Raw genomic sequence first — 22,870 nt, forward strand, 5'->3', positions numbered from 1 at the left:
CTCCTCGGGAGCGTCGGCGACGACGAACACGGCCACGCCGCCGTCGCCGAACTCGCCTCGAAGGGCGTCGACTGCCGCCACGTCGTCAGCGTCGAGCGCGGCCCGACCACGGTCAAGTACATCGTCGTCGACGCCGCGGGCGAGGTGTTCGTCCTCGGGTCGCCCGGCGTCAACGAGGCGTTCGAGGCGACCGACCTCCCGGCCGACCCGCTCGCGGCGGCCGACCACCTCCACCTGACGAGCCAGTCGCCCGAGACGGCCGCGACGCTCGCCGGACGGGCCCACGAGGTCGACACGACGGTCAGTTTCGACCCCGGCCGGCGCGTCGGCGACCGGGGCTACGCCGACGCGCTCGGCGAGGTGGACTACGTCTTTCTCAACGACCGCGAGGCCGCCACCGCGCTCGGCGAGGCGGCGGTCGAACGCGGCCGGAGCGCCGGCCCGGAACCCGCCTCCGACGTGGCCGCGGCGCTCGCGCGGACGACGCTCGTCCTCAAACACGGCCCGCGCGGCGCGGAGGTCAGAGACGGCGACGAGCGACACGTCCACCCCGGCTATCCAATCGACGCGGTGGACACGACCGGCGCGGGCGACGCCTTCGCCTCGGGCTTCATCGCGGCCCGCCTCGACGGGGCGACCTACGAGCGGGCGCTGGCGGTCGCCAACGCCTGCGGCGCGCTCACCGCGGCCGAGCCGGGCGCGCGGACGCAACTCAGTTGGCGGCGGCTCGACGACCTCGTCGAGGGCTGAGCCGCCGCCCGCCACGCCGCTCGGCGACGACCCGACCAGTTTTATCCTCACCAGCCATTCGTCGGGACGATGTTCGACCAGCTCCCGGCCGCCGTCGCCGCCTTCGACGCCGCGTCAGGTCTCGGCGCGGTCGCCGGGCGACTGCTCCTCGGCGCGGTCGTCGGCGTCGCGGCCGCGGTCGTGATGGCCATCCCGATGTGGCGACAGGACGAGGGCTTCACCCCGGCGTACGTCGCCGCGGCGGTCGTCCGCCGGACCTCGCCCGACGAGGTGAGTTTCGGCGACGCCAACGCCGTCCACCACGCCGCCGGCGCGCTCGCGGGCGTCCTCTACGCGGTCGCCTACCTCGCGACCGACGCCGTCGCGCCGAACCTCGGGGTCGCCGGCGTCGACCTCCCCTCGCACCTCGTCGCGACCGCGGTCGTCGTGGCGTTCATCTACGTCGCGTTCGCCCGCTTCGTCCTCCCGCGCGCCGGCCGGCGCATCTACGAGGAGCGCGCGACGGCGGTCCGCGGGCAGTGGCTCCGCTCCTCGCTCGTCTTCGGCGCGACGCTGTTGGTCCTCGCGCCGGTGGTCTTCACCGGGGTCGCGTGACGCCGGCGCGGTCGGTCGGCTGGGCAGTCGGCCGCTCGGTCGAGTCGCACCCGCCCCCGGTCGAACCGCGTCGTTTTTGCCCGCGACCCGAGTGGGTCGGTACATGGCGAAACAGCCCCACCTCCTCGTCGAAGAAGGCGACGTGAACGACATCGCGCTCATCCCGGGGGACCCCGGGCGCGTCGACCGCATCGCAACGCAGTGCGACAACGTCGAGGAAGTCGCGCAGAACCGCGAGTACAAGGTCGTCAACGCCGAGTACGAGGGCGTCCCGCTCACCATCTCCTCGACCGGCATCGGCTGTCCCTCGGCCGCCATCGCCATCGAGGAACTCGCCCGCGTCGGCGTGGAGACGTTCATCCGCGTCGGCACCATCGGCGCGCTGCAGGAAGACATCGAAGTCGGCGACATGATCGTCGCCACGGGCGCGGCCAAGGAGGAGGGGACCTCGAAGCGCTACGAGTCCGAGGTCTACCCGGCGGTCCCCGACTACGACGTGCTCACCTCGCTCGTCGACTCGGCCGAGGCCAACGACGAGGACGTCCACGTCGGCCCCATCGTCTCCGACGACGCGTTCTACAACGAGTCCGACGAGTTCGTCGACGACTGGAACGCCGCCGGCCTGCTCGCCATCGAGATGGAGGCCGCGACGGTGTTCTCGCTCGCCCGCCGGAAGAGCCTCCGCGCCGGCGCTATCTGCACGGTCGACGGCAACCTCGTCGCCGGCACCCAGAAGGGTGCCGACTCGGACGAGGAACTCCCCGAGAAGGCGAAGAACAACGTCGAGCGCGCCATCTCCATCACGCTCGACGCGGTCGCCGAACTCGCGTAGACGAACACCGTGGACTTACGCCACCTCGCGGCCCGCGCGGTCGCACGCGTCGGGGCGCTCCGCGCCCGAATCCGCCGGATAGAGCGGCGCGAGAAGGTGGCGTTCGGTCGCTGGATAGAGAACACGAACAACCTGCTTCACCTCTCGATTCTCCTCATTATCCCCGTGCTCATCGCCGGGGTGACGCTCATCTCCAACTCGGTCAGCACGCTGTCGTTCCTGCTTTTCCCGCCGCTCGCGTCGGGGTCGTACACGCTGTTTTCGGACCCCGAGGGGCGGTACGCCTCGCCCGTGAAGTTCGTCGTCGCCCTCACGGTCGGCGCGCTCTGCGGCCTCGTCGCGGTCGGCTTCACCGGGTGGGCCTACGGCCCGACCGGGACCGCGCTCGTCCACCCGTCGGCGGCGGCGCTCGCCATCTTCCTCGCCGGCGTCACGACGTGGGCGCTGGACGTGGAGGTCCCCTCCGCGTTTTCGACGGCGCTTTTGACGCTCGTGACCGGCGACGTGAACCCCGAGGAGTACGTGGTGAGCATCTTCTTCGCCAGCGTCGTCATCGCCATCGCCTTCACCGTCTGGCGCGAGCAGTTCTACGAGCGCCGGGCGGAGTACCTCTACGGGACCGTCCGCGGCGACGACCACGTGCTCGTCCCGATGCGCGGCGAGACGGCGACCCAGACGGCCTTCTTCGCCGCCCGACTCGCCGCCGCCCACAGCGCCGGGAAAGTCGTCCTCCTCGACGTGCTCCCGCCGGAGGCGACCGACGAGAGCGACGCGGACTCGGACGCCGACGCGGACGGCGAACTCGACGCCGACACCGACGCGTCGGTCGACCGCCTCGAATCCTGCGCTCACAAACTGCGGACCCAGTTGGGCGTGCCGGTCGAAATCGCCGTCGCGCGCGGCGACCCGCTGACGGCGACCACCGAGGCCGCGGCGAACACCAACTCAGACCTCGTGGTGACGCCCTACGAGGAGGACCGCGGCCTGCTTTCGGACTACATCCGCGGCCTGTTCGGCGGCTCGTACGACACCGTGGCGTTCCGCTCGACCGGCGAGACCTACCGCTGGCGGCGCATCCTCGTGCTCGTCTCGCGGCCGGGCGACGCCGCCCACGCGATGATAGACTTCGCGACCCGCCTCGCCGGGAAAACGGGGAGCGTGAGCGTCACGACCTGCATCGCCTCGGAGGTCGAACGCCGCCCCGCGGAGTCGAAACTCGCCAACCTCGTCGAGACGGCCGACGGGAACATCGAGACGCGGGTCGCCCGCGCCGACGTGACCGGCTTCATCGCCTCCAACGCCGCCACCTACGACCTCGTGGTCCTCGGCTCCAGCGGCGACCGCTCGCCCGCCTCGCGGTTCATCTCGCCGCCGACGTTCGAGCGCATCCGCGAGATAGACTGCGACGTGGCGGTGTTCGACCGCGGGCACTGAACAGGGTCGCGGGGACGGGAGGCGAACCCGCGCTCGCGGCCGGTTCGCCCCGTCAGTCTTGCCCGTCCGGACCCCGTTCGCCCGCCCCGTCGGCCTCGGTCGTCTCGTCGGCCGGCGGGTCGGTGGGACGTTCGTCGAGCAGTCGCTCCTCGATGGTTTCGAGGCCGCTCCCGCCGACGGCGGACTCGGCGAGGAAGTGGCCGCCGAGCGCCGCCGGGCTGATGACGGTGTTGGCCCCGGCGCGGCGCAGTTTCCGCTCGTTTTCCCGCTGGGTCGCCGACGCGACGATGTGTACGTCCGGGTTGAGCTGTCGCGCCGTCAGGATGGCCAGCGCGTCCTCGGCGTCGTTGTTGGTGGCGACGACGACAGAGCGGGCGCTGTCGACGCGGGTCCGCTGGAGCGCCTCCTCGTCGCTGGGGTCGTCCGTGACCACGTCGTAGCCGCGGTCGGTGAGGCGCTTGGCGCGGCCCTCGTCGGGCGTGACGATGACGACGCGGGCGCGGTCGCCGAGCTCTTCGAGAATCGGTTCGGTCAGTTCCCCGTAGCCGAGAACGAGGACGTGGTTCTCCAGGATGTCGAGTTGTGATTCGGTCATGCGTCCGAGTGCCTTGGTGAGTCGCGCTTCGATTGCGGGGGTGAGCAGGACACCGAGCGCCACGGCGAACGTCGCCACCGTGATGAGGAGCGCCGATATCCCGAACAGTCTGGCGATGGCGGTCTGCGGGTAGATGTCGCCGTAGCCGACCGTGCTGCCGGTGACGACGCCGAAGTAGAAGGCGTCGAACAGCGTGTCGACGCCGTTGAACTGCTCTCTGAGCGCCCACGCGCCGGCGGTCGTGTACGTCTGTGCCCCCGCGATGGCGAGGAGCGCCGACAGCTGCGTCGCCGTCAGGTCGAGGTCCCGGTCGAACGCCCTGTAGTTGAAAACCAAGAGCGCGAGGCTGATAAACGAGAGGCCGACGAGCGGGGCCGCCCGCTCGGGCGACTGCACGAGCCCCTGCGCGGCGGTCACCGGCAGCAGCACCGCGGTCGAGTACCATGCGGCGCGGTAGCGGCGGCGGAGGCCGAAGACGCTCGCGAGGAGCAGAAAGCCCGTCAGCGTCCCGGTGAAGCCGGCTGTGATGCGGACCGCCTCCGGGATGTACGGTGCCAGCACGCCGCCGGTGACCGGGGAGCTGATGTTGAGGACGCCGATGGCGACCGACAGAACGGCGGCGACGAACACCGTCACGATGGTCGCGCGGGCACCGACCCACTCTCGTACCGAAGCCATGTCTCTCGCAGTTGTGGCGTTCGGGGGGCAAAAAGCGGTCGGGTATCGGCTCGTTGCGGGCGCGCCGTCACGCCTTTATCTCGCGGGCGAGTGTACCGGTCCATGGCTTCACTCCCCGTCGAAGTCGTCTACGGGCTGTACTTCGGCATCCTCACGGGGCTCGTGCCGGCCGCCGTCGCGTGGCTCCTCGGCTTCGGGTTCCGCTACGTCACCGGCGTCACCGTTCCGGGGCTCGCCGTCGTCGTCCTCAGCGTCGCCATCGCGGGCGCGAGCGGCGGCCTCATGGCCCTTGCCGACCCGACGATTACGCAGTCGGACAACCAGGTCAGGCTGACGGTCGCGCTGTTGGTCGTGCTGATGGGCTCGCTGTACGCGCACAACCGCGGCGACGCCTTCGCCAACGACATCCCGCGGAAGATGTCGCTGCGAAAGCTCACCGAGCGGTCGCTGTCGACCGACGTGGTCGAACTCGTCGGCGGCCGCGGGCAGGTCAGCGTCACCGTCACCGGCGAGGTCGGCGACATCGAGGGCTACCCGCCGGTCCCGCTGGACATCCGCACCGGAATCCGAAACGGGGAGTGGACGTTCCCCGCCGACATCCCGCTCGTGGAACTCGAATCCCGGTTCGCCGACCGCCTGCAAAACGAGTTCGACCTCGCCGCCGTCGAGGTCAGACTCGACGAGCGGGCCCGCGCCACCGTCACCGCCGCGGCCCCGGTCGGCGGCCTCTCGAAGCGCCTCCCGGCGGGGAAACGCGCGGTGTCGGTGACGGCGCTCGTGCCGACGGGGCTCGCGCAGGGCGACGACGTGGTCGTCGTCGCCGACGGCGGGACCGTCTCGGCGACCGTCGCCGGGGTGGACTCCGTCGCCGAGGTGCCGAACGAACCCGACGACGATGACGACGACGCGGACGCCCCGAAGGCCGCGCCGCGCGCCCCCACGGCCGTCGGCGGCGAGGGCCGCGTCACGCTCGCGGTCGACCGGAGCAAGGTCGAACCGCTCCTCGGGAGCGACGTGGAGCGCTTCGTCGTCACCTCCCGCGGCGTCCGCCGGGAGTTCGAACTCGTCTCCCTGCTCCGCCGCGCCGGCAAGCGCTTCTCGCGGCTCTCGGTTCGGTCCGAGAGCCCGCTCGACGGCGTGACGCTCGGGAAGGCCGGCGTCCGCGACGCCTACGGCGTTGCCGTCCTCGCGGTCCGCCACGGCGGGAACTGGACGATTGCGCCGCGAGGCGACCAAGCGGTCTCCGCCGGCGACACGCTCTACGCGGTCGGGTCGAGAAGCGACCTGACCCGCTTCGAGGAGGCGGTGGCGTGATGTCGGTCGCGCTCACCTCCGCCGCCCCCGCCGCCGACCTGTTCGCGGCGGTCGGGGGGTCGGCGGCCGCCGCCGGGCAGGTGTCGATTCCGCCGGCCGACGACTCGCTCGTCCTGCAGGCGCTCCGGCTCGTCGGCCTCGTCGTCGGCGCGTTCGTCGTCTCGGCGGTCGCCGCGCTGCTCTACCGCTGGTACACCCGCGAGATAATCCCGCGGGCGCTGGCGGTGCTGTTCGGCGGCGCGGTCGTCGCGCTCTATCTGAACACTATCGGCCTGTTCGGCGCGTTCACCACCGGCACCGAGACCGAGGTGTTCCAGTTCGACACCGTGCTTTTCAACGTCGCGTCGCTCCTCGGCGGGGCGCTCATCGCGCCGGTCGGCCGGCTCGCCGGCGACCGACTGGCGACCGACGTGTTCGCCGTCGCGGGCGCGAAGGAACTCGACGCCGACGTGAGCCGACTCGTCCGGACCGTCGGCCGCGTCGCGTCGGTGACGCTCCCCGAGGACATCGGCGACATCGAGGGCTACGACCCGGTCGCAGAGAGCGTCAAGACTCAGCTGAGCGGGAAGACGCTGCTTTTCCCCCGGCGGCTCGGCGAGGCCGAACTCCGCGACCGACTCGCCACGCGCATCAAAGACGACCACGGCGTCGGCCACGTCGACGTGGAGTTCGACGGCGGGAGCGAGGTGTCGTACCTCGCGCTCGGCAGTCGGGCGGCCGGCCTCGGGCCGACGCTCGCGCCCGGCACCGTCGCGGTCGCGATTCGCGGCGACCCCGGCTCCGGCGCGGCCGCCGGCGACCCCGTGCAGGTCTGGTCGGTTCCGAAGCCGGACGCGGGAGACGAGGAGGACGAGGCGGGCGGGCCGTCGGACGGAGGCTCCGCGGGCGAGTCTGACCCGACCGAGGTGAGCGAGTCCGCCGACTCGACCCAGACGCCCGCCGGCGGCCCCGAAACCGGCTCGCTGTCCGACGGCGGCACCGACGCGCCGACTGCGCCGACCGCGCCGACCGAACCGACCCGCGTCGCCTTCGGCGAACTCCGCGGCGTCGCCGACGACGTGGCGACCGTCGCCCTCGACGAGGAGGACGCCGACCGCCTGACGAGCGGCGAAGAGTACCGGCTCGTGACGCTCCCCGCGGACCCCCACGTCGACCGCGAGTTCGCGTCGCTCCTCCGGAACGCCGACGAGACGATGGCGGTCACGACCGTCGCGGCCGGTGCCGACCTCGACGGCGTGCCGGTCTCGGACGTGGATACGACTGTCGTCGCCATCCGGTCTTCGAACCGTCCCGTGGACGCGATTCCCGGCCGGGGACGCGAACTGGCGGCCGGCGATACGCTCTACGTCGTCGGTCGGCCGGAGGTGCTCCGGAAGGTCGAACGCCGGGCGACGACCGACACGGGCCGAACGGACGGCGGCGACGACGACGGAGCCGACACCGGCGGTTCAGACGGCGACGGCTCGCGGTCGTCCGGGGCGCAATCCTCATGAGCGCCGGGCGACGAGACGGGAGTATGGAGTGGAAGCTGTTCGCCGACCTCGCGGAAGTCACGGGCGCGCGAACCGTCCGAGTCGACGTCGACGGCGACGACGCGACCGTCGGCGACGCGCTCGACGCCCTCGTCGGGGCGCACCCGGCGCTCGAATCGCGGGTGTTCGGCGACGACGGCGAACTGTACGACCACATCAACGTCCTCCGGAACGGCGAGGCGGCCGCGCTCGGCGAGGCGGCGGCCGCCGGCGACGAACTCGCGCTCTTCCCGCCGGTCAGCGGGGGCTAGCGCGTCGGCACGGCGAGAGGCCGATTCTCACGACCGAATCCGGCACCCGCGAGCGGCGGCGCTGGCGGCGCGCGGCAACGTTGGCGGGCCCGAAACGGGACGTCCGTCGCAGGCGAAAACGGCCCGTTCTGAGGTGAGAGAAAACGGAGAGCGGGAACGCGTCGCGGTCGGACTCGAAGCGGGAGGGCGGCTTCGAGGGTCGTTACTCGCTCGGGCGCGGCAGCGCCGTAAAGAGCGTCTCGACGATGGTGAAGGGGTCGTAGGTGGACTGGTGGCACTGGCAGTAGACGCCGTCTTCGCCGCCGAACGTGGCGGAGCTGGCCGACTGCTTGTAGCCGGGGACACAGCAGAAGTGCGTACACTTGTTGAGCCACGCGATGACGCCCTGATCCGTCGAGGCGGCGAGCCACTCGTTGTCCTGTGCCGCCTCCTCGATGCGCGTCGAGCGGACCACCTGAATCGGCATCGTGTCCTCGGTGTCCTGCGAGCGCCACGTGCCGGTCGCGGGCATCCCGAGACCGGCCTGTCCGATGCCGTTGCCCCACGTCTCGTACTCGTCGAAGTCGTTGACGTTCAGGCGGTCGCCGGCGCTGTAGGTCTCGGACTGCCAGTCGTAGGCCCCGTTGTCGGAGCGGAAGTAGTTGTCCGACTCGAACGTCGGGTTCAGCCCGTCGTAGGTCTGGACGCCGCAGTACTGGAACCAGTCCTGCGAGTAGGTGACGCCCGTGCCCTTGTAGTCCTCGGTGATGGCGAGTTCGACGTCCACACCGTTCTGGGTGACGGTCTGGACCTCGGGCCAGACGCCTCTGATGTAGCCCTCGTCGTCGATCTCGATCGGAATCTGCGGCATGCCGCGCGGTGCGGGTCCGCCGGTGTTCTCGATGGCGTACGCCTGCGTCGGACCGCCGCCGGAACCGGTGGACGACGTCGTCGTGTTGATGGCGGCCGCGCCTGTCGTTCCCACGCCCGCGAGCGCCGCTCCCCCGACGACGCCCTTGACGAACCGACGGCGACCCGAATCGGCGGGGTACTTGTCGCTATCGCTCATACTTCCACCTTCGACCCGGTCAGTAAAAGCGTGACGAATCAGCCGTGTTAGTACGACCCACGAAACGGCCGCCCGCGGGGGGTTCGACCCGCCGACCCCGCGGCCGGAGAAACTGGACGAATCATTAGAAACGTTCGTTTAGGTCTCATCTCCGGGCAAATTTTCGGCGTTACTCGTGGCCTTTTAGAATGTGGTACTCGTATTCGAGTAGGATGCGATTGCACACCAGAGACGTGCGGCAAGATGTCCGCGAGCTGGGGGCGCTGCTCGGGGACGTGCTCGAAGCGCAGACGTCGACGGCGTCGTTCGAGACGGTCGAAGAGCTTCGACAGGCGGCCATCGCCTACCGGAAAGGCGAGTCGGGGTCGCGCGAGCGGCTCTACGACGTGGTCGGCGACCTCGAACCGGAGCGCGAGAGCGTCGTCGCCCGCGCGTTCACGACCTACTTCGAACTCATCAACCTCGCCGAGGAGCGCGAGCGCGTTCGCGTCATCCGCGAGGCGTCCCAAGAGGGGACGCTCGAAGACGGCATCCTCGACACGCTCGACGCGCTGGACGACGAGGAGGTCGACGAGGAGCTTCTGGGGCGGGTCCTCGAAGACGTGCTCATCGAGCCGACCTTTACGGCCCACCCGACCGAGGCCCGCCGGAAGACGGTGAAATCGAAGCTCCGCTCCATCGCCAACCGGCTGGAGACGCTCGACGAGCGCCGCCTCACCGACCTCGAACACGACCAGGAGTGGCGGCACGTCGTCGCCGAGGTGACGAGCCTCTGGCAGACCTCGCAGGTCCGCGACCGCCGCCCGGAGCCGACCGACGAGGCCCGAAACGTCCAGTGGTACCTCGAAAACACGCTGTTCGACGTGGTCGGCGAGGTGTACGAGGAGCTCGAAGAGGAGCTCCGCGCCGAGTACCCCGGCCTCGACGTGCCGAAGCTGTTCGAGTTCCGCTCGTGGGCCGGCTCCGACCGCGACGGCAACCCCTTCGTCACGCCCGAGGTGACGGAGGACACGCTCGAACGCCAGCGTAGCGTCGCCCTCGAAAAGTACAGCGACTCGCTCAAGCGTCTCTCCGGTGTGCTGAGTCAGGACGCGACGCGAATCGACCCGGGCCACGAGCTCGAACGCTCCCTGAAGGCGGACCGCGAGCTCCTCCCCGTCGTCGCCGAGGAGGCCGACGAGCGCTACCCCAACGAGCCGTACCGCCAGAAGCTCAAGCTGATGCGCGAGCGGCTCCGCCGCGTCGAGGACGTCCGCCCGAACGGCTACGCCGACGCGAGCGAACTCATGGCCGACCTCGAAGTCATCGACACCAGCCTCCGCCGGACCGGCGCGGCGCAGGTCGCCGACGTGTACGTCGAGCCCCTGATGCGACAGGTCGACACGTTCGGCTTCACCCTCGCCAGCCTCGACCTCCGCGACCACCAGGAGAACCACACCGAGGCCGTCCACGAGGCGCTGGCCCACGAGGGTCTCGACTACTACGGCAGCTCCGAAGAGGAGCGCGTCGAACTCCTCACCGACGCGATTCTGCAGGAGGAGCCGGTCGTCGACCTCGAAGAACCCGGCGACGTGTCCGAGACGGCCCAGCGCGTCCTCCGCCGCTTCCGCAGGCTCGGCGAGTGGCAGCGCGAGTACGGCGTCGGCGCTATCGACACCTACTGCATCTCGATGACCGAGGAGCCGTCGCACGTCCTCGAAGTGCTGTTCCTCGCCGACCAGGCGGGCGTCGTCTCCCTGCCCGACCACTGCGGCATCGACGTGGTCCCGCTCCTCGAAACCGAGTCGGCGCTCAACGGCGCGCGCCGCATCATGGGCACGCTGTTCGAAAACGAGGCCTACGGGACGGCGCTCGCCGCCCGGAACGACGTGCAGGAGATCATGCTGGGCTACTCCGACTCCAACAAGGAAAACGGCTTCCTCGCGGCCAACTGGGACCTCTACAAGAACCAGCGCCGCCTCGCCGACATCTGCGACGACTTCGACGTGACGATGCGGCTGTTCCACGGCCGCGGCGGCTCCATCTCCCGCGGCGGCGGCCCGATGAACGAGGCCATGCTCGCGCTCCCGAACGAGACCGTCACCGGGCAGATTAAGTTCACCGAGCAGGGCGAGGCCATCGCCGAGAAGTACGCCAACCCGCGCATCGCGGAGCGGAACCTCGAACAGATGCTCAACGCCCAGATTCGCGCCCGCCTGCAGGCGATTCGGACGCCCGAGGAGGAGGTCCCCGACCGCTGGGTCGACGCCATGGACACCATGGCGGCCGCCGCGCGCGAGGAGTACCGGAACCTCCTCGAATCGGACGGCTTCGTCTCCTACTTCGAGCAGGCGACGCCCATCACCGTCATCGAGGAACTCAACCTCGGCTCTCGTCCGGCCTCCCGGTCCGACGAGCGGAGCGTCGAGGACCTCCGCGCCATCCCGTGGGTGTTCTCGTGGACCCAGTCGCGGTGTATCCTCCCCGGCTGGTACTCGCTTGCCGCCGGCGTCAACGCCTTCCTCGAAGACGGCGGCGACATGGACGACCTCCGCGAGATGTACGACGAGTGGGCGTTCTTCCGGAGCACGTTCGACAACGCCGCGATGGCGCTGGCGCGCACCGACCTCGAAATCGCCACGGAGTACGCGAACCTCGCCGACGAGGAGCTCCGCGAGGAGTTCTTCACCCGCCTCACCGACGAGTACGAGGACGCCGCGGACCTCATGCTCGACATCAGCGAGCGCAGCAGCCTCCTGAAGCGCGAGTGGCTCGAAGAGAGCCTCCGCCGCCGCAACCCCTACGTCGACCCGCTGAACCTGCTGCAGACGCACCTGCTGTCGCAGACCCACCGGACCGACGAGGAAGAACAGACCCTGCGGCTCACCGTCAAAGGCATCGCCGCCGGGATGAAGAACACGGGGTAACGCGAACGCGACGCCGACGCCCTCGGCCACCCGCCGAGGATGCCGTCGCCGCGCCGCCGGGACCGCTCAGGCCCGACGGAGGTCGTACGGGTTCGAGCAGACCGGACAGGTCTGCCGCGCGACGCGGTACTCGCTTTTCAGCCGCTGTCTGACGCCGTCGAAGTCGGCGTCGCCCTCGTATCTCGATTCCACGTGCTGTCCGCAGTGTGGGCACACCACCACCACCGTTGCCATGTTCGACGGTACGGGCGAGTCCATCATATATGTTCACCCCGTTTGCGGCGGGGTCGCACGTCTCACTCTGTCGGGGCGTCGGTGACGACGAATACGAGACACAGGCCGGTCGTACGCGACGAAAATGAGCGTTTCAGCGTCGCCGCCGACGGCCGGGGACAGGTCGGCTCAACTCAGGCGCGGTTCCACGGCGCTTCGTCGAAGTCGACGATGCGGTGGGTCGAATCGAGGCCGTCGATGGCGGCCACGTCCTCGTCGTCGAGGTCGAGGTCGAGCGCGGCGAAGTTGTCGCGGATGTGGTCGGGCGAGGCGGCCTTCGGGATGGGCGTCGCGCCCTTTTCCATCAGCCACGCGAGGGCGACCTGCGCGGGCGACGCGTCGTGCTTCTCGGCGATATCGACGATGACCTCCTCGTCGGCGACCCGATTGCGCGCGATGGGCGAGTAGGCGACCAGTCGGTGGTCGCGGTCCGCGGCGAACTCGCGGAGTTCGGTCTGCTGGAGCATCGGGTGCATCTCGACCTGGTGGGCGAACACCGGCGCGTCGAGCGTCTCGATGGCCGATTCGAGCTGGTCGGGTCGGAAGTTGCTCAGGCCGACGCGGCCGATGACGCCCGCCTCGACGAGTTCGTCGAGGGCCGCGAGCGTCTCGTCCTCGTCGTAGCTGTCGAGCGGCCAGTGGACGTACAGCAGGTCGATGGTGTCGACGCCGAGTTTCTCGGCGGACTCGCGGGCCGTCTCCAGCACGTCGTCGTAGCCGAGGTTGTCGGTGTCGAGCTTCGTCGCCACGAACACGTCGTCGACGTCCACGTCGGACTCGGCGAGCCCCTCGCCGACGAACTCCTCGTTGTGGTACATCTGGGCCGTGTCGACGTGGCGGTAGCCGGCGTCGAGGGCGGTCTTCACGGCCTCGACGCACTCGTCGCGGTCTTCGAGTTTGTACGTCCCGAAGCCGAGTCGCGGGAAGTCCTTCATACACGGACGGTTGCGACCGGGCGAGTCAAACCCTGCGGTTGCGGAAGCCGTGGATACACTTACCACCCACCCGCCAGTTATCGCCGGTATGCCCTCCGAGAAGGAGAAGATGCTCGCCGGCGACCCGTACGACGCGAGCGACCCGGAACTCGTCGCCGAGCGCGAGCGCGCGCGTCGACTCACGCGCCAGTTCAACGAGACCGACGAGACGCAGACCGAGCGCCGCGAGGAACTGATTCGTGAGCTGTTCGGGGAGGTCGGCGAGTCGTTCGGAATCGAACCGCCGTTCCGCTGTGACTACGGCTACAACGTCCGCGTCGGCGAGAACTTCTTCGCCAACTTCGACTGCGTCTTCCTCGACGTCTGTCCCATCACTATCGGCGACAACTGCCAGCTCGGGCCGGGGGTGCACGTCTACACGGCGACCCACCCGCTCGACGCCGCGGAGCGAATCAAAGGCCCCGAGTCGGGCGAGCCGGTGACAATCGGCGACAACGCGTGGCTCGGCGGGCGGGCGGTCGTCAACCCCGGCGTCACCATCGGCGACGACGCGGTGGTCGCCTCGGGCGCGGTCGTCACGAGGGACGTTCCCGACTCGGTGGTCGTCGGCGGCAACCCGGCGCGAGTCATTAAAAGGCTGGACTGACCGGGCACGCGCCGTCGAGTCGGCGTCGTCGCCGCGTCGCCGTCGCGCGATTCTCGCGGATTCGGGAGCGTGCGGTGCTCTGGCACACGATGTTCCCTCCGAAATGGTTTTGAAGTACGCTCGCACACGGTCAGTATGCCGACGGACGAATACGACCCAGAGATGGGGCGCAAGTTCATTTTCGTAACCGGGGGTGTCATGTCCGGCCTCGGGAAGGGTATCACGGCCGCGAGCACCGGCCGACTCCTGAAGAACGCCGGGTTCGACGTCACCGCGGTCAAGATAGACCCGTACCTGAACGTCGACGCCGGGACGATGAACCCCTACGAGCACGGGGAGGTGTACGTCCTGAAAGACGGCGCGGAAGTCGACCTCGACCTCGGGAACTACGAGCGGTTCCTCGGCGTCGATATGACCGCCGACCACAACATCACGACGGGTAAGACCTACCAGCACGTCATCCAGAAGGAGCGCGACGGCGACTACCTCGGGAAGACGGTCCAGATCATCCCGCACGTCACGGAGGACATCAAGCGCCGCATCCGCGAGGCGGCCGAGGGAACCGACGTGTGTATCGTCGAGGTCGGCGGCACCGTCGGCGACATCGAGTCGATGCCGTTCCTCGAATCGCTCCGCCAGTTCGCCTCCGAGGAGGAGGAAGGCGACGTGCTCTTTACGCACGTCACGCTCGTCCCCTACTCGAAGAACGGCGAGCAGAAGACGAAGCCCACCCAGCACTCCGTCAAGGAGCTTCGGAGCATCGGCCTCCAGCCCGACATCCTCGTCGGCCGCGCCGACGACAAGCTCGAACCGGCGACGAAGACCAAAATCGCGCAGTTCTGCGACGTGCCGGACGCCGCCGTGTTCTCCAACCCCGACGTGCCGGACATCTACCACGTCCCGCTGATGGTCGAAGAGGAGGGCCTCGACGAGTACGTCATGGAGCGCCTCGGCATCGCCGACGAGGCGCTGCCGAAGGCAGAGCGCGACAACCGCTGGCGCGAGCTCGTCACGGCCGACCGAACCGGCTCGGTCGACATCGCGCTCGTCGGCAAGTACGCCCTCGAAGACGCCTACATGTCCATCCACGAGGCGCTCAAGCACGCGGGCATCGAGTGCGGCGTCGACGTGAACATCCTCTGGGTCGACTCCGACGAGATGCTCGACAAGCACGAAGAGCGCCTGAAGGACGCCGACGGCGTCGTCGTCCCCGGCGGCTTCGGCTCCCGCGGAACCGGGGGCAAAATCGAGGCCATCCGCTACGCCCGAGAGAACGACGTCCCCTTCCTCGGTCTCTGTCTGGGCTTCCAGATGGCCGTCGTCGAGCAGGCCCGGAACGTCCTCGGCCACGACGAGGCCCACTCGGCCGAACTCGACCCCGACACGCCCTACCCGGTCATCGACCTCCTGCCCGAGCAGTACGAGGTCGACGAGATGGGCGGCACGATGCGCCTCGGCGCGCACGACACCGACATCGACGCCGGCACGCTCGCGGAGGCGGTGTACGGCGACACCTCCTGTACGGAGCGCCACCGCCACCGCTACGAGGTGAACCCCGAACTCATCGACGAGCTCGAATCCGAGGGGCTCCGCTTCTCCGGCCGCGCCGAAAACCGCATGGAGATTCTCGAACTGACCGACCACCCGTTCTTCTTCGGGACGCAGTTCCACCCCGAGTTCCGCTCCCGACCCGACCGCGCGAGCCCGCCGTTCCTCGGCTTCCTCCGCGCGGTCCTCGGCGAACTCGACGCGCGCGAACTCGGCAACGAAGAGGTGACAGCATAATGGTAAACGTAGACGAATTCATCGAAGACGCGACCGAATCGATTCGCGACCAAATCGGCGACGAACACGCCATCATCGCCCTCTCGGGCGGCGTGGACTCCTCCGTCGCCGCGACGCTCGCCTACGAGGCCGTCGGCGAGCAGCTCACCCCGGTCTACGTCGACACCGGCCTGATGCGCAAAGGCGAGACCGAGCAGATTGCGGACACCTTCTCCTTCATGGAGAGCCTCCGCGTCGTCGACGCCCGCGACCGCTTTTTCGACGCCCTCGAAGGCGTCGTCGACCCCGAGGAAAAGCGCAAGGTCATCGGCGAGCAGTTCATCCGCGAGTTCGAGCGCGAGGCCAAGGAGACCGACGCCCAGTACCTCGTGCAGGGGACCATCTACCCCGACCGCATCGAGTCCGAGGGCAACATCAAGTCCCACCACAACGTCGGCGGCCTGCCGGACGTGGTGGACTTCGAGGGCATCGTCGAACCCGTCCGCGACCTCTACAAGGACGAGGTCCGCGAGGTCGCCCGCGCGCTCGGCCTCGAATCCATCATCGCCGAGCGGATGCCGTTCCCGGGGCCGGGCCTCGCGGTCCGCGTCCTCGGCGAAGTCACGCCCGAGAAGGTGCAGGTCGCCCGCGACGCGTGTCACGTCGTCGAAGACGAGACCGAAAAGCACGACCCGTGGCAGGCGTTCGCCGCCGTCATCGGCAAGGGCACCGGCGTCAAGGGTGACAACCGCGTCCACGGCTGGATCGTCTCCGTGCGCTCCGTGGAGTCGCGCGACGGCATGACCGCCCGCGCGCAGGAACTGCCGTGGGACACCCTCCAGCGCATCCAGTCGCGCATCACCGGGACGAACGAGAACGTCGCCCGCGTCGTCTACGACGTGACCCACAAACCGCCGGCGACCATCGAGTACGAATGACGACTGCAGTCGTCGCGGGGACCGACCCCGACGGACTCGGAGAAGCGTTAGAAGACGAGGGCGCGACGGTCGTCCGCGTCACGGGCATCGCCTCCGCCGACTCGCTCGGCGAGGCCGGCATCGAGGACGCCGACCTGCTCGTGCTCACCGACATGGACGACGCGACGGCCATCGCGGTGGCGAAAGAGCTGAACCCCGACGTGCGCGTCGTGACCTACGCCTACGACACCCTTCCGGAGTTCGCCAAGGGGCAGGCCGACCTCGCAATCGACCCGAACCTGCTCGCGGTCGACGTGGTCGCCGAAGAACTCGTCTGAGACGGTCAGGAAACCCCGACCGTCTCGATACGCCGACTTTCTTGCAATATTTTAGTTGTGCAAATATTGATATCATCACGGTCCTTCATGACGGTTGCAGATGTCGTCCTTCTCCCGACGAACGATGCTGAAGAGCCTCGGCGCGACCGGTCTCCTGCTCGCAGGCGGCGCGACCACCGCGGCGGCACGCCCCGGCGGCGTCGCCGCGGGTGACGCGCGGTTCCGAGTCGGCCACTTCTCGCCCGACGCGCCCCCCGTAGACGTGTACGTGAACGGCGACCCGTTCCCCGGCCTGCAGGGCGTCCCGTTCGGCGTTCTCTCCGACTACTTCACCGTCCCGGCGGGGACGTATCAGGTCGAGGTCACGCCCGCGGGCGACGCCTCGACGGTCGTCATCGACACCGAGGTCACGCTCCGTCGCAACCGCGATTACACCGTCGCGGCGACGGGCGTGCTCGACGACATTGCGGCCGTCGCGCTCACGGACACGAACCGCCCGGCCCCGTACGGCAAGGCCAGCGTCCGCGTCGCGCACTTCTCGCCCGACGCGCCGGAGGTCGATATCGTCGTCGCGGGCGGCCCGACGCTGTTTCCGGGACTGGCGTTCGGCGACGTCTCGGACTACGAGACGGTCACCGCCGGGACGTACGACCTGCAGGTCGTCCTCTCGTCTGACGGGACGGTCGTGCTCGACCTCCCCGGAACGACGCTCGCCGGCGGCCGAACCTACTCGGTGTTCGCAATCGGCTTCGCCACCGGCGGGTCGCCCGGATTCAGCGTCCTCCCCGTCGTCGACGCCGTCTCGCCCGCCCGCGACCCGCCGACCAACGGGGATGTCTGTCGCGTGCGCTGAGTCGATACCGCCCGCCGCGAGAGTCGAAACCGCCCGACAGCGGCGGGTGACTCCGGCCCGCGTTGCCATGGTCGAAACCCCCTTTTGGCGTCCCCGCCGATAGCCGGTGACATGGTTCGGGTCTCGACCGGCGCGCGCATCCACTTCGGCTTCCTCAATCTGAGCCTCGCCCGCGACCGCCTCTACGGCGGCGTCGGCGTCGCGCTCGACGAGCCGCGGGTGGTCGTCGCCGCCGAGCCCGCGGCCGACGTTCGGTGTCGGCATCCCGCCGCCCGCGAGTACGCCGAGCGCGCGGTCGAACTCCTCGGCGTCGAGGGCGTCGACGTGTCGGTCGAGCGCTCCCTGCCGCGACACGCCGGCCTCGGGAGCGGGACACAGCTCGCGCTCGCGGTGTTGCGGGCGGTCGCGGCCGCCACCGACCGCGAGGCCGACGTGCGCCGCCTCGCCCCCGAGATGGGTCGCGGCGGCCGCTCCGGCGTCGGGGTCGCCACGTTCGAAGCCGGCGGGGCCGTCCTCGACGCGGGCCACCCGACCGCGCGCTTCACCACCGACCGCCCGGAAGACGGCTCGTGGTCGGTGCCGGCGGTCGCCGCCCGACACGAGATACCCGACCGCTGGCGGTTCCTGCTCGTCGTGCCCGACGCCGACCCCGGCCGCAACGGCGCGGCCGAGGAGTCGAGCATGCGCTCCGTCGTCGAGCGCGCGGACGCGCAGACCGGCGACCGAATCGCCGGTATCGTCACGCGCCGGCTCCTCCCGGCGCTCGCCGAGGGGTCCGCCGAGCGCTTCGGCGAGGCCGTCGAGTCCGTCGGCCGGCTCAACGGGACGTGGTACGCCGACGAGCAGGGCGGCGTCTACCGGCCGCCGGTCGGCGCGCTCGTCTCGTCGCTGTCGGAGTCGCCCGTCGTCTACGGCGCGGGCCAGTCGTCGTGGGGGCCGACCGTCTACGGCGTGACCGACGCCGACCACGTCGACGAAGCGGTCGAGGCGGGCCGGGCGGCGCTGGCCGCCGCCGATATCGACGGCACCGTCTCCGTCGCCCGCGGGCGGAACCGCGGCGCGCGCGTCGAGTGAATGCGGGTGTGAGCGAACGGGTGTGAGCGTCGCGGGGCGGGTGGGAGATGGCGACCGCGACGGCCCCACCGCGCTCCCCGAAACGCCTAACCGACGCGGCCGAGTCGGATGCGGTATGTCTCAGATCCCCTTCGGCGTCCCCCGCCTCGACAGCATCATCGGCGGCGGCGCACCCCCGGGGAACGTCGTGCTCCTCGCGGGCGAGTCCGGCGCGGGCGCTCGGGAGTTCCTCTACACGAGCGCGACGATGAACGCCCTCTCGCACACCGACGAGGAGCTGTTCGACCTCCACTACGGCTCGCTCGCGGACACCGCGACGCCGCCGCCGGAGATTCACTACGTCTCGTTTACCGGCGGCGAGGAGTACCTGCGCCGCGAGATGGGCTACACGATGGACGACGAGGTCGTCGAGTCCGCGGTCGAACACATCGAGTTCCACGACCTCTCGCCGGAGTACTTCCAGCTCAGCCCGATTCCGCGCGAGTGGTACCTCGGCCAGCCGACGAGGTTAGAGGACCTCGGCCACCGACACAACCGCGACTCCGTGTTGGGCGCGCTGGGAAGCACCCTGAGCGAACACGCCTCCGGTAACCTCGTCCTCATCGACTCCCTGACCGACCTCGTGGCCAGCCAGTCCGACGAGGTGACGTGGTCGGACATCGCGATGGTCATCAAGGGGCTGGAGAAGGCCTCCTACCAGTGGGGCGGGCTCATCCTCGTGCTCGCGAGCACCGAGGCGCTCTCGAAGACCGAACTCGGCGTCCTCAAGGGCGCGACCGGCGGAACGCTGCTTTTCGAGTGGGAGTCCGGCGGGTCGAAGCGCGCGCGGACGATGGTCGTCCAGGAGTTCCGCGGCGTGCTCGCCCGACTGGAGAGCGAGAACATCGTGCAGTTCGAGACCGAAATCAACGAGAGCGGCCTCGACGTGAGCGACGTGCGGAAGATTCGCTGAGCGAACCGGCTCGGCGGTCGTGCGACGGCGCGTCGGACTCGGGGATAGTTCTTAAGGCCACGCGGACAAACTGGCACGAAGATGCAAGGGGAAGACGGGGCGTCGCTCCCAGACGACCTCCGAACGTGGGTCGAGGCGCGCGCCGACGAGGAGGGCGTCGACCCGGAGACGGTGCTCGCGCGGGCGCTCGGGACCTACAGGCTCGCCGTGAGCGACGCGGGCGAATCGCTCGACGACGCGGACGCGGTACCGGGCCGGCTCGACGGCGTCGAAGAACGCGTCGTGGAACTCGAAGGCGAACTGGACGAGAAGTTAGCCGACGTGCGGACGCGCGTCGTCCAGGTCAAACGCGAGGCCGACGAGAAAGCGCCGCGCGACCACGCACACCCCGAGTTGGACGGCGAACTCGACCGGCTGGCCGACGACGTGCACGCGGTTCGCAACCGCGTGGCCGACCTCGACGACCGACTCGACGCCGGCTTCGAGAACTTCGAGGAGATTCTCAGCTACCTCGACGAGACGACGGCGACGCTCGACGAGAACCTCCGGACGGTCGCGCGGACGCTCCTCCACCTCCGCGGGCGGGTGGCGGACCTCGAAGCCGCCGACCTCGAACGGACGGCGCTCGCCGAACTCCTCCGTTCGGCGAACGCGGCCGGCGAGAAGAAAGCGCGATGTGAGGAGTGCGACGCGACCGTCCACCTCGACCTGCTCGCCGAGCCTCGCTGTCCGTCGTGTCGGACTCCCTTCCGCGAACTGTCGTCGTCGCCCGGGTTCTTCGGGTCGGCGACGCTCCACACCGGCCGGCTCCCCGCGCTGGAGGCGGCCGACTCGTCCGGCGCGACCGACGAGGTCGAAGACCTGCTCGACGAGGCCATCGCCGACGAGCGGGACGCCGACGCCGATTCGGACGCGGACGACGATTCCAGCGACGAGCGCGACCAGCCCCCCGCCGCCCGGGAGGAGGAGTCGACCCAGCGGGGTGCCGGTACCGCGGCGGGGAGCGAACACGGCGGCGACTGAGAGCCCACGAAGACGATGACCGACGACAACGACCCCACGGACGACGCGGCGAGAGACGACCCGTATACCTTCGGCGACCGCGGTGAACGGCCCGAGCGCGACGACCCGACGGACGGCGCGTCCGACGCCGAAAACACCCCGGAAGCGGACCGCGGCGGACGCAACGGCGACGCCGATTCGGCCCCGCTTTCGGACCTCGCGGGGCGCGTGGCCGAGCGCCGCAACCGCTCGCGCGTCACCGACCAGCGCGACGACGTGACCGAACTCTTCGAGTCGGTCGAGGTCGGCGACCTCGACCGCGACGACGTGTGGACCTCGCTCGTCGAGGGCGGCGACGACGCGGAGGCCGAGACCGTCGGCGTCGGTGCCGAGGCCACCCCGGTCGACGCCACCGAGAGCGTTTCGGACCACGTCGTCCCCAAAGCCGAGTTCTGCCAGCGCTGCGAGCACTTCGGCGAACCCCCGGAACTCGCGTGCCACCACGAGGGGACGGCCATCGTCGAACTCGAAGACAGCGACCGCTTCCGGGTGCGGAACTGCCCGATGGTCGAGCGAGACGACTGACGCCGCGGAGTGACAGCTTCTTTGCCCTCGGTCCGCTACCGGCGGGTATGCAGTTCTGCGACGAGTGCGGTTCGATGATGGTGAGCCAGAACGGCGCGATGACCTGCACGAACGACGACTGCGGGGGGACCGCCGAGCGCGACGAGGAGCTCGCGGCGGAGTTCGTCTCCACCGAGGCGCAGTCGGGCGACGAACTCATCGAGACCGAAGAGGGCGCGGAGTTCGAGGGCAAGCCGACCGCGAAGGACGTTCACTGCGACGACTGCGGCCACACGAAAGCGTGGTACACCATCAAGCAGACCGGGTCGGCCGACGAACCACCGACGCGGTTCTTTAAATGTCAGGAATGTGGGTATCGGTGGCGAGAGTACAACTGAAAGACTGACTGTCCCTCTGTCTTAACGCTCACGCACCAAGTCCCGAGAGCCGAATCACCCCTCACCCAACTCCGCGGCCGTCACCGCCCCCGGCCCGTCCTCAACTTCCTCTTCGGCATCGCTCGCGAGCGCGTAGCCGTAGGGAACGAGCAACAGGCTCCCGAACCAGCCGACGACGAGGCCGAGCGCGCCGAAAATCGTCCCGACGAGGCCGATTGCGACGGCGTCGGCCGCGACGACGACCGCGACGAGCGCGACGCTCCAGCCGACGAGCGACTTCCACGACCCGCGGCGGATGCAGAAGCCGGCGAACAGGCCGAAGGCGGTCACGACGCCGATACCGGGGATGAGGACGTAGCGCATGCCGAGCGACCCGGTGTTGGTGAGCGTCGTCGCCAGCCACATGGCGACGAGCGTGCCGGGAACGACCAGTACGGCGGTTCGGCGGTCCAGCGGGCGGGCGCGTCGGTGAATCCGGAACGCACCGAGGAGGCCGAGACCCGCGACGGTGTACGCCCAGCCGATGGGGTTGAACAGGAACCCGCCGATAATGGCGAGGAAGCTCCCCAGAATCTCGCCCTCGTTCGCCGGGTGGACGAGGTAGTGCGCGTCGTCGCGCTCGTAGAGCCCCGGCATGACGAACGTACTGTTGGTGACGGTGCCGCCGTCGATGGCCTCGCGGACGTCGGCGCTGGCGTTCGAGGCGGGCGTCGAAACCGCGGCGGAAACGGTCTCCCAGTCGGTCGGGTCGAGTTCGATGGTCGCGTGAACCGGGTCGCCAGAGACGTTCAGCGAGAGGCGGTAGTACCGGCCGTCGTAAGCGGCGAACTCGGCGTCTTCGTTCACGTCCGAGAGGGTCATGTACGCCTCGGGTTCGATGTCGCCGTCGTACCGGCCGGTGCGGGCGGCGGTGGCGACCGGTTCGCGGAGTTGCGGCGTCTCGTTTACCGTCTCGTCGAGGTTGACCACGTCGGGGTCGTAGTGGGCGACGAGGCCGGGCGGCGAGTCGGCGGTCACCGGGTCGGCTTCGTACGTCGATTCGAGCGACGAGGTGGAGGTTGCGACGGCGAACGACTGGCTCAACGCGACGCCGACGAGGAGGAGGGCGACGACGGCGGCGAGTCGTTTGCGGGGGACCATACGCCCGGTTTCGGAGCCGAGCCAAAAGTGTCGTTCGGTCGAACGGTCGCGGTCGGTGCGTCTCGCGTCATTTCGGCGCG

23 protein-coding genes are annotated in these 22,870 nt (G+C 69.6%); 18 read left to right on the top strand and 5 right to left on the bottom strand.

Annotation, left to right across the window (positions count from 1 at the left end):
• From BN996_RS04265 to BN996_RS04280, 4 genes are all read left to right on the top strand, one after another.
• A partial coding sequence (locus BN996_RS04265; protein WP_089777340.1) for a carbohydrate kinase family protein occupies positions 1-750 on the top strand: 750 nt, incomplete at its 5' end.
• A 69-nt stretch (positions 751-819) separates the two neighbouring features.
• Positions 820-1,344: a hypothetical protein gene (locus BN996_RS04270; protein ID WP_089777341.1), complete on the top strand. Its 525-nt coding sequence runs from the start codon at positions 820-822 to the stop codon at positions 1,342-1,344.
• Positions 1,345-1,447: 103 nt separating this feature from the next.
• On the top strand, positions 1,448-2,176 hold the full coding sequence (locus BN996_RS04275; RefSeq protein ID WP_089777342.1) for a nucleoside phosphorylase: 729 nt from the start codon (positions 1,448-1,450) through the stop codon (positions 2,174-2,176).
• A gap of 9 nt (positions 2,177-2,185) precedes the next feature.
• Positions 2,186-3,610 carry a universal stress protein gene (locus BN996_RS04280; RefSeq protein ID WP_089777343.1) on the top strand — a complete coding sequence of 475 codons (1,425 nt, stop codon included), beginning with the start codon at positions 2,186-2,188 and terminating at the stop codon, positions 3,608-3,610.
• 52 nt (positions 3,611-3,662) lie between these two features.
• Here the strand turns inward: BN996_RS04280 and BN996_RS04285 are convergent, their stop codons facing one another.
• Positions 3,663-4,883 carry an NAD-binding protein gene (locus BN996_RS04285; RefSeq protein WP_089777344.1) on the bottom strand — a complete coding sequence of 407 codons (1,221 nt, stop codon included), beginning with the start codon at positions 4,881-4,883 and terminating at the stop codon, positions 3,663-3,665.
• Positions 4,884-4,985: 102 nt separating this feature from the next.
• Here BN996_RS04285 and BN996_RS04290 point away from each other — a divergent pair, with 102 nt between their 5' ends.
• Genes BN996_RS04290 through samp1 form a run of 3 tightly spaced genes read left to right on the top strand, consistent with a single transcriptional unit; the run spans position 4,986 to position 7,980 of the window.
• Positions 4,986-6,197 (top strand): potassium channel family protein, encoded by a 1,212-nt coding sequence (locus BN996_RS04290; RefSeq protein WP_089777345.1) that lies wholly within the window; start codon positions 4,986-4,988, stop codon positions 6,195-6,197.
• Complete coding sequence (locus tag BN996_RS04295; protein ID WP_089777346.1) at positions 6,197-7,690, top strand: DUF8167 domain-containing protein; 1,494 nt, start codon at positions 6,197-6,199, stop codon at positions 7,688-7,690. The genes BN996_RS04290 and BN996_RS04295 overlap by 1 nt, the downstream gene beginning before the upstream one ends.
• Positions 7,691-7,713: 23 nt before the next feature.
• Positions 7,714-7,980, top strand: a complete 267-nt coding sequence (gene samp1, locus BN996_RS04300; RefSeq protein ID WP_089777347.1) for a ubiquitin-like modifier protein SAMP1 — start codon at positions 7,714-7,716, stop codon at positions 7,978-7,980.
• A gap of 202 nt (positions 7,981-8,182) precedes the next feature.
• Here the strand turns inward: samp1 and BN996_RS04305 are convergent, their stop codons facing one another.
• The gene (locus BN996_RS04305; protein ID WP_089777348.1) at positions 8,183-9,028 is read right to left on the bottom strand and encodes a Rieske (2Fe-2S) protein; all 846 of its coding nucleotides are present in this window, start codon (positions 9,026-9,028) and stop codon (positions 8,183-8,185) included.
• Between the two features lie 212 nt (positions 9,029-9,240).
• Between BN996_RS04305 and ppc the strand changes: the two genes are divergently transcribed.
• The gene (gene ppc / locus BN996_RS04310; RefSeq protein WP_089777349.1) at positions 9,241-11,934 is read left to right on the top strand and encodes a phosphoenolpyruvate carboxylase; all 2,694 of its coding nucleotides are present in this window, start codon (positions 9,241-9,243) and stop codon (positions 11,932-11,934) included.
• A 66-nt stretch (positions 11,935-12,000) separates the two neighbouring features.
• Here ppc and BN996_RS20005 read toward each other — a convergent pair whose 3' ends face one another.
• Together BN996_RS20005 and BN996_RS04315 are read right to left on the bottom strand one after the other, a co-directional pair.
• Complete coding sequence (locus BN996_RS20005; RefSeq protein WP_167344099.1) at positions 12,001-12,168, bottom strand: hypothetical protein; 168 nt, start codon at positions 12,166-12,168, stop codon at positions 12,001-12,003.
• 173 nt (positions 12,169-12,341) lie between these two features.
• On the bottom strand, positions 12,342-13,142 hold the full coding sequence (locus BN996_RS04315) for an aldo/keto reductase (RefSeq protein WP_089777350.1): 801 nt from the start codon (positions 13,140-13,142) through the stop codon (positions 12,342-12,344).
• Positions 13,143-13,230: 88 nt separating this feature from the next.
• On the opposite strand from BN996_RS04315, the gene BN996_RS04320 reads away from it, so the two are divergent.
• The 10 genes from BN996_RS04320 (at position 13,231) to BN996_RS04365 (ending at position 21,650) form a co-directional block, all read left to right on the top strand.
• Positions 13,231-13,788: a sugar O-acetyltransferase gene (locus BN996_RS04320; RefSeq protein ID WP_089777351.1), complete on the top strand. Its 558-nt coding sequence runs from the start codon at positions 13,231-13,233 to the stop codon at positions 13,786-13,788.
• Positions 13,789-13,923: 135 nt separating this feature from the next.
• Positions 13,924-15,573 carry a glutamine hydrolyzing CTP synthase gene (gene pyrG / locus BN996_RS04325; protein ID WP_089777352.1) on the top strand — a complete coding sequence of 550 codons (1,650 nt, stop codon included), beginning with the start codon at positions 13,924-13,926 and terminating at the stop codon, positions 15,571-15,573.
• Positions 15,573-16,490, top strand: a complete 918-nt coding sequence (guaA, locus tag BN996_RS04330) for a glutamine-hydrolyzing GMP synthase (RefSeq protein ID WP_058569114.1) — start codon at positions 15,573-15,575, stop codon at positions 16,488-16,490. The genes pyrG and guaA overlap by 1 nt, the downstream gene beginning before the upstream one ends.
• Positions 16,487-16,807 carry a DUF7126 family protein gene (locus tag BN996_RS04335; protein WP_089777353.1) on the top strand — a complete coding sequence of 107 codons (321 nt, stop codon included), beginning with the start codon at positions 16,487-16,489 and terminating at the stop codon, positions 16,805-16,807. Before guaA ends, BN996_RS04335 begins: the two co-directional genes overlap by 4 nt.
• Positions 16,808-16,931: 124 nt before the next feature.
• Positions 16,932-17,660 carry a DUF4397 domain-containing protein gene (locus BN996_RS04340; RefSeq protein ID WP_089779821.1) on the top strand — a complete coding sequence of 243 codons (729 nt, stop codon included), beginning with the start codon at positions 16,932-16,934 and terminating at the stop codon, positions 17,658-17,660.
• 111 nt (positions 17,661-17,771) lie between these two features.
• Positions 17,772-18,734, top strand: a complete 963-nt coding sequence (locus BN996_RS04345; RefSeq protein ID WP_089777354.1) for a beta-ribofuranosylaminobenzene 5'-phosphate synthase family protein — start codon at positions 17,772-17,774, stop codon at positions 18,732-18,734.
• A gap of 115 nt (positions 18,735-18,849) precedes the next feature.
• Positions 18,850-19,686 carry an RAD55 family ATPase gene (locus BN996_RS04350; RefSeq protein WP_089777355.1) on the top strand — a complete coding sequence of 279 codons (837 nt, stop codon included), beginning with the start codon at positions 18,850-18,852 and terminating at the stop codon, positions 19,684-19,686.
• 81 nt (positions 19,687-19,767) lie between these two features.
• A complete protein-coding gene (locus BN996_RS04355) occupies positions 19,768-20,709 on the top strand; it encodes a hypothetical protein (protein WP_089777356.1) in 942 nt (313 codons plus the stop codon).
• Positions 20,710-20,724: 15 nt separating this feature from the next.
• On the top strand, positions 20,725-21,273 hold the full coding sequence (locus BN996_RS04360) for a DUF8135 domain-containing protein (protein WP_089777357.1): 549 nt from the start codon (positions 20,725-20,727) through the stop codon (positions 21,271-21,273).
• A gap of 47 nt (positions 21,274-21,320) precedes the next feature.
• The gene (locus BN996_RS04365; RefSeq protein WP_004042747.1) at positions 21,321-21,650 is read left to right on the top strand and encodes a transcription factor S; all 330 of its coding nucleotides are present in this window, start codon (positions 21,321-21,323) and stop codon (positions 21,648-21,650) included.
• A gap of 54 nt (positions 21,651-21,704) precedes the next feature.
• Here the strand turns inward: BN996_RS04365 and BN996_RS04370 are convergent, their stop codons facing one another.
• A complete protein-coding gene (locus BN996_RS04370; protein ID WP_089779823.1) occupies positions 21,705-22,790 on the bottom strand; it encodes a DUF8127 domain-containing protein in 1,086 nt (361 codons plus the stop codon).
• Between the last annotated feature and the right edge of the window lie 80 nt (positions 22,791-22,870).

Origin of the sequence: Haloferax massiliensis, from assembly GCF_001368915.1 — an archaeon.
GTDB lineage: Archaea > Halobacteriota > Halobacteria > Halobacteriales > Haloferacaceae > Haloferax > Haloferax massiliensis.

Bases quoted from the DNA above. Each gene is read 5' to 3' on its own strand.
- BN996_RS04320 (WP_089777351.1), top strand. From the start codon at position 13,231: ATGCCCTCCGAGAAGGAGAAGATGCTCGCCGGCGACCCGTACGACGCG.
- guaA (WP_058569114.1), top strand. From the start codon at position 15,573: ATGGTAAACGTAGACGAATTCATCGAAGACGCGACCGAATCGATTCGC.
- BN996_RS20005 (WP_167344099.1), bottom strand. From the start codon at position 12,168: ATGGCAACGGTGGTGGTGGTGTGCCCACACTGCGGACAGCACGTGGAA.
- BN996_RS04350 (WP_089777355.1), top strand. From the start codon at position 18,850: ATGTCTCAGATCCCCTTCGGCGTCCCCCGCCTCGACAGCATCATCGGC.
- pyrG (WP_089777352.1), top strand. From the start codon at position 13,924: ATGCCGACGGACGAATACGACCCAGAGATGGGGCGCAAGTTCATTTTC.
- BN996_RS04335 (WP_089777353.1), top strand. From the start codon at position 16,487: ATGACGACTGCAGTCGTCGCGGGGACCGACCCCGACGGACTCGGAGAA.
- BN996_RS04275 (WP_089777342.1), top strand. From the start codon at position 1,448: ATGGCGAAACAGCCCCACCTCCTCGTCGAAGAAGGCGACGTGAACGAC.
- BN996_RS04295 (WP_089777346.1), top strand. From the start codon at position 6,197: ATGTCGGTCGCGCTCACCTCCGCCGCCCCCGCCGCCGACCTGTTCGCG.
- BN996_RS04360 (WP_089777357.1), top strand. From the start codon at position 20,725: ATGACCGACGACAACGACCCCACGGACGACGCGGCGAGAGACGACCCG.
- ppc (WP_089777349.1), top strand. From the start codon at position 9,241: ATGCGATTGCACACCAGAGACGTGCGGCAAGATGTCCGCGAGCTGGGG.
- BN996_RS04285 (WP_089777344.1), bottom strand. From the start codon at position 4,883: ATGGCTTCGGTACGAGAGTGGGTCGGTGCCCGCGCGACCATCGTGACG.
- BN996_RS04340 (WP_089779821.1), top strand. From the start codon at position 16,932: ATGCTGAAGAGCCTCGGCGCGACCGGTCTCCTGCTCGCAGGCGGCGCG.
- BN996_RS04355 (WP_089777356.1), top strand. From the start codon at position 19,768: ATGCAAGGGGAAGACGGGGCGTCGCTCCCAGACGACCTCCGAACGTGG.
- BN996_RS04370 (WP_089779823.1), bottom strand. From the start codon at position 22,790: ATGGTCCCCCGCAAACGACTCGCCGCCGTCGTCGCCCTCCTCCTCGTC.
- BN996_RS04305 (WP_089777348.1), bottom strand. From the start codon at position 9,028: ATGAGCGATAGCGACAAGTACCCCGCCGATTCGGGTCGCCGTCGGTTC.
- BN996_RS04365 (WP_004042747.1), top strand. From the start codon at position 21,321: ATGCAGTTCTGCGACGAGTGCGGTTCGATGATGGTGAGCCAGAACGGC.
- BN996_RS04290 (WP_089777345.1), top strand. From the start codon at position 4,986: ATGGCTTCACTCCCCGTCGAAGTCGTCTACGGGCTGTACTTCGGCATC.
- BN996_RS04270 (WP_089777341.1), top strand. From the start codon at position 820: ATGTTCGACCAGCTCCCGGCCGCCGTCGCCGCCTTCGACGCCGCGTCA.
- samp1 (WP_089777347.1), top strand. From the start codon at position 7,714: ATGGAGTGGAAGCTGTTCGCCGACCTCGCGGAAGTCACGGGCGCGCGA.
- BN996_RS04345 (WP_089777354.1), top strand. From the start codon at position 17,772: ATGGTTCGGGTCTCGACCGGCGCGCGCATCCACTTCGGCTTCCTCAAT.
- BN996_RS04315 (WP_089777350.1), bottom strand. From the start codon at position 13,142: ATGAAGGACTTCCCGCGACTCGGCTTCGGGACGTACAAACTCGAAGAC.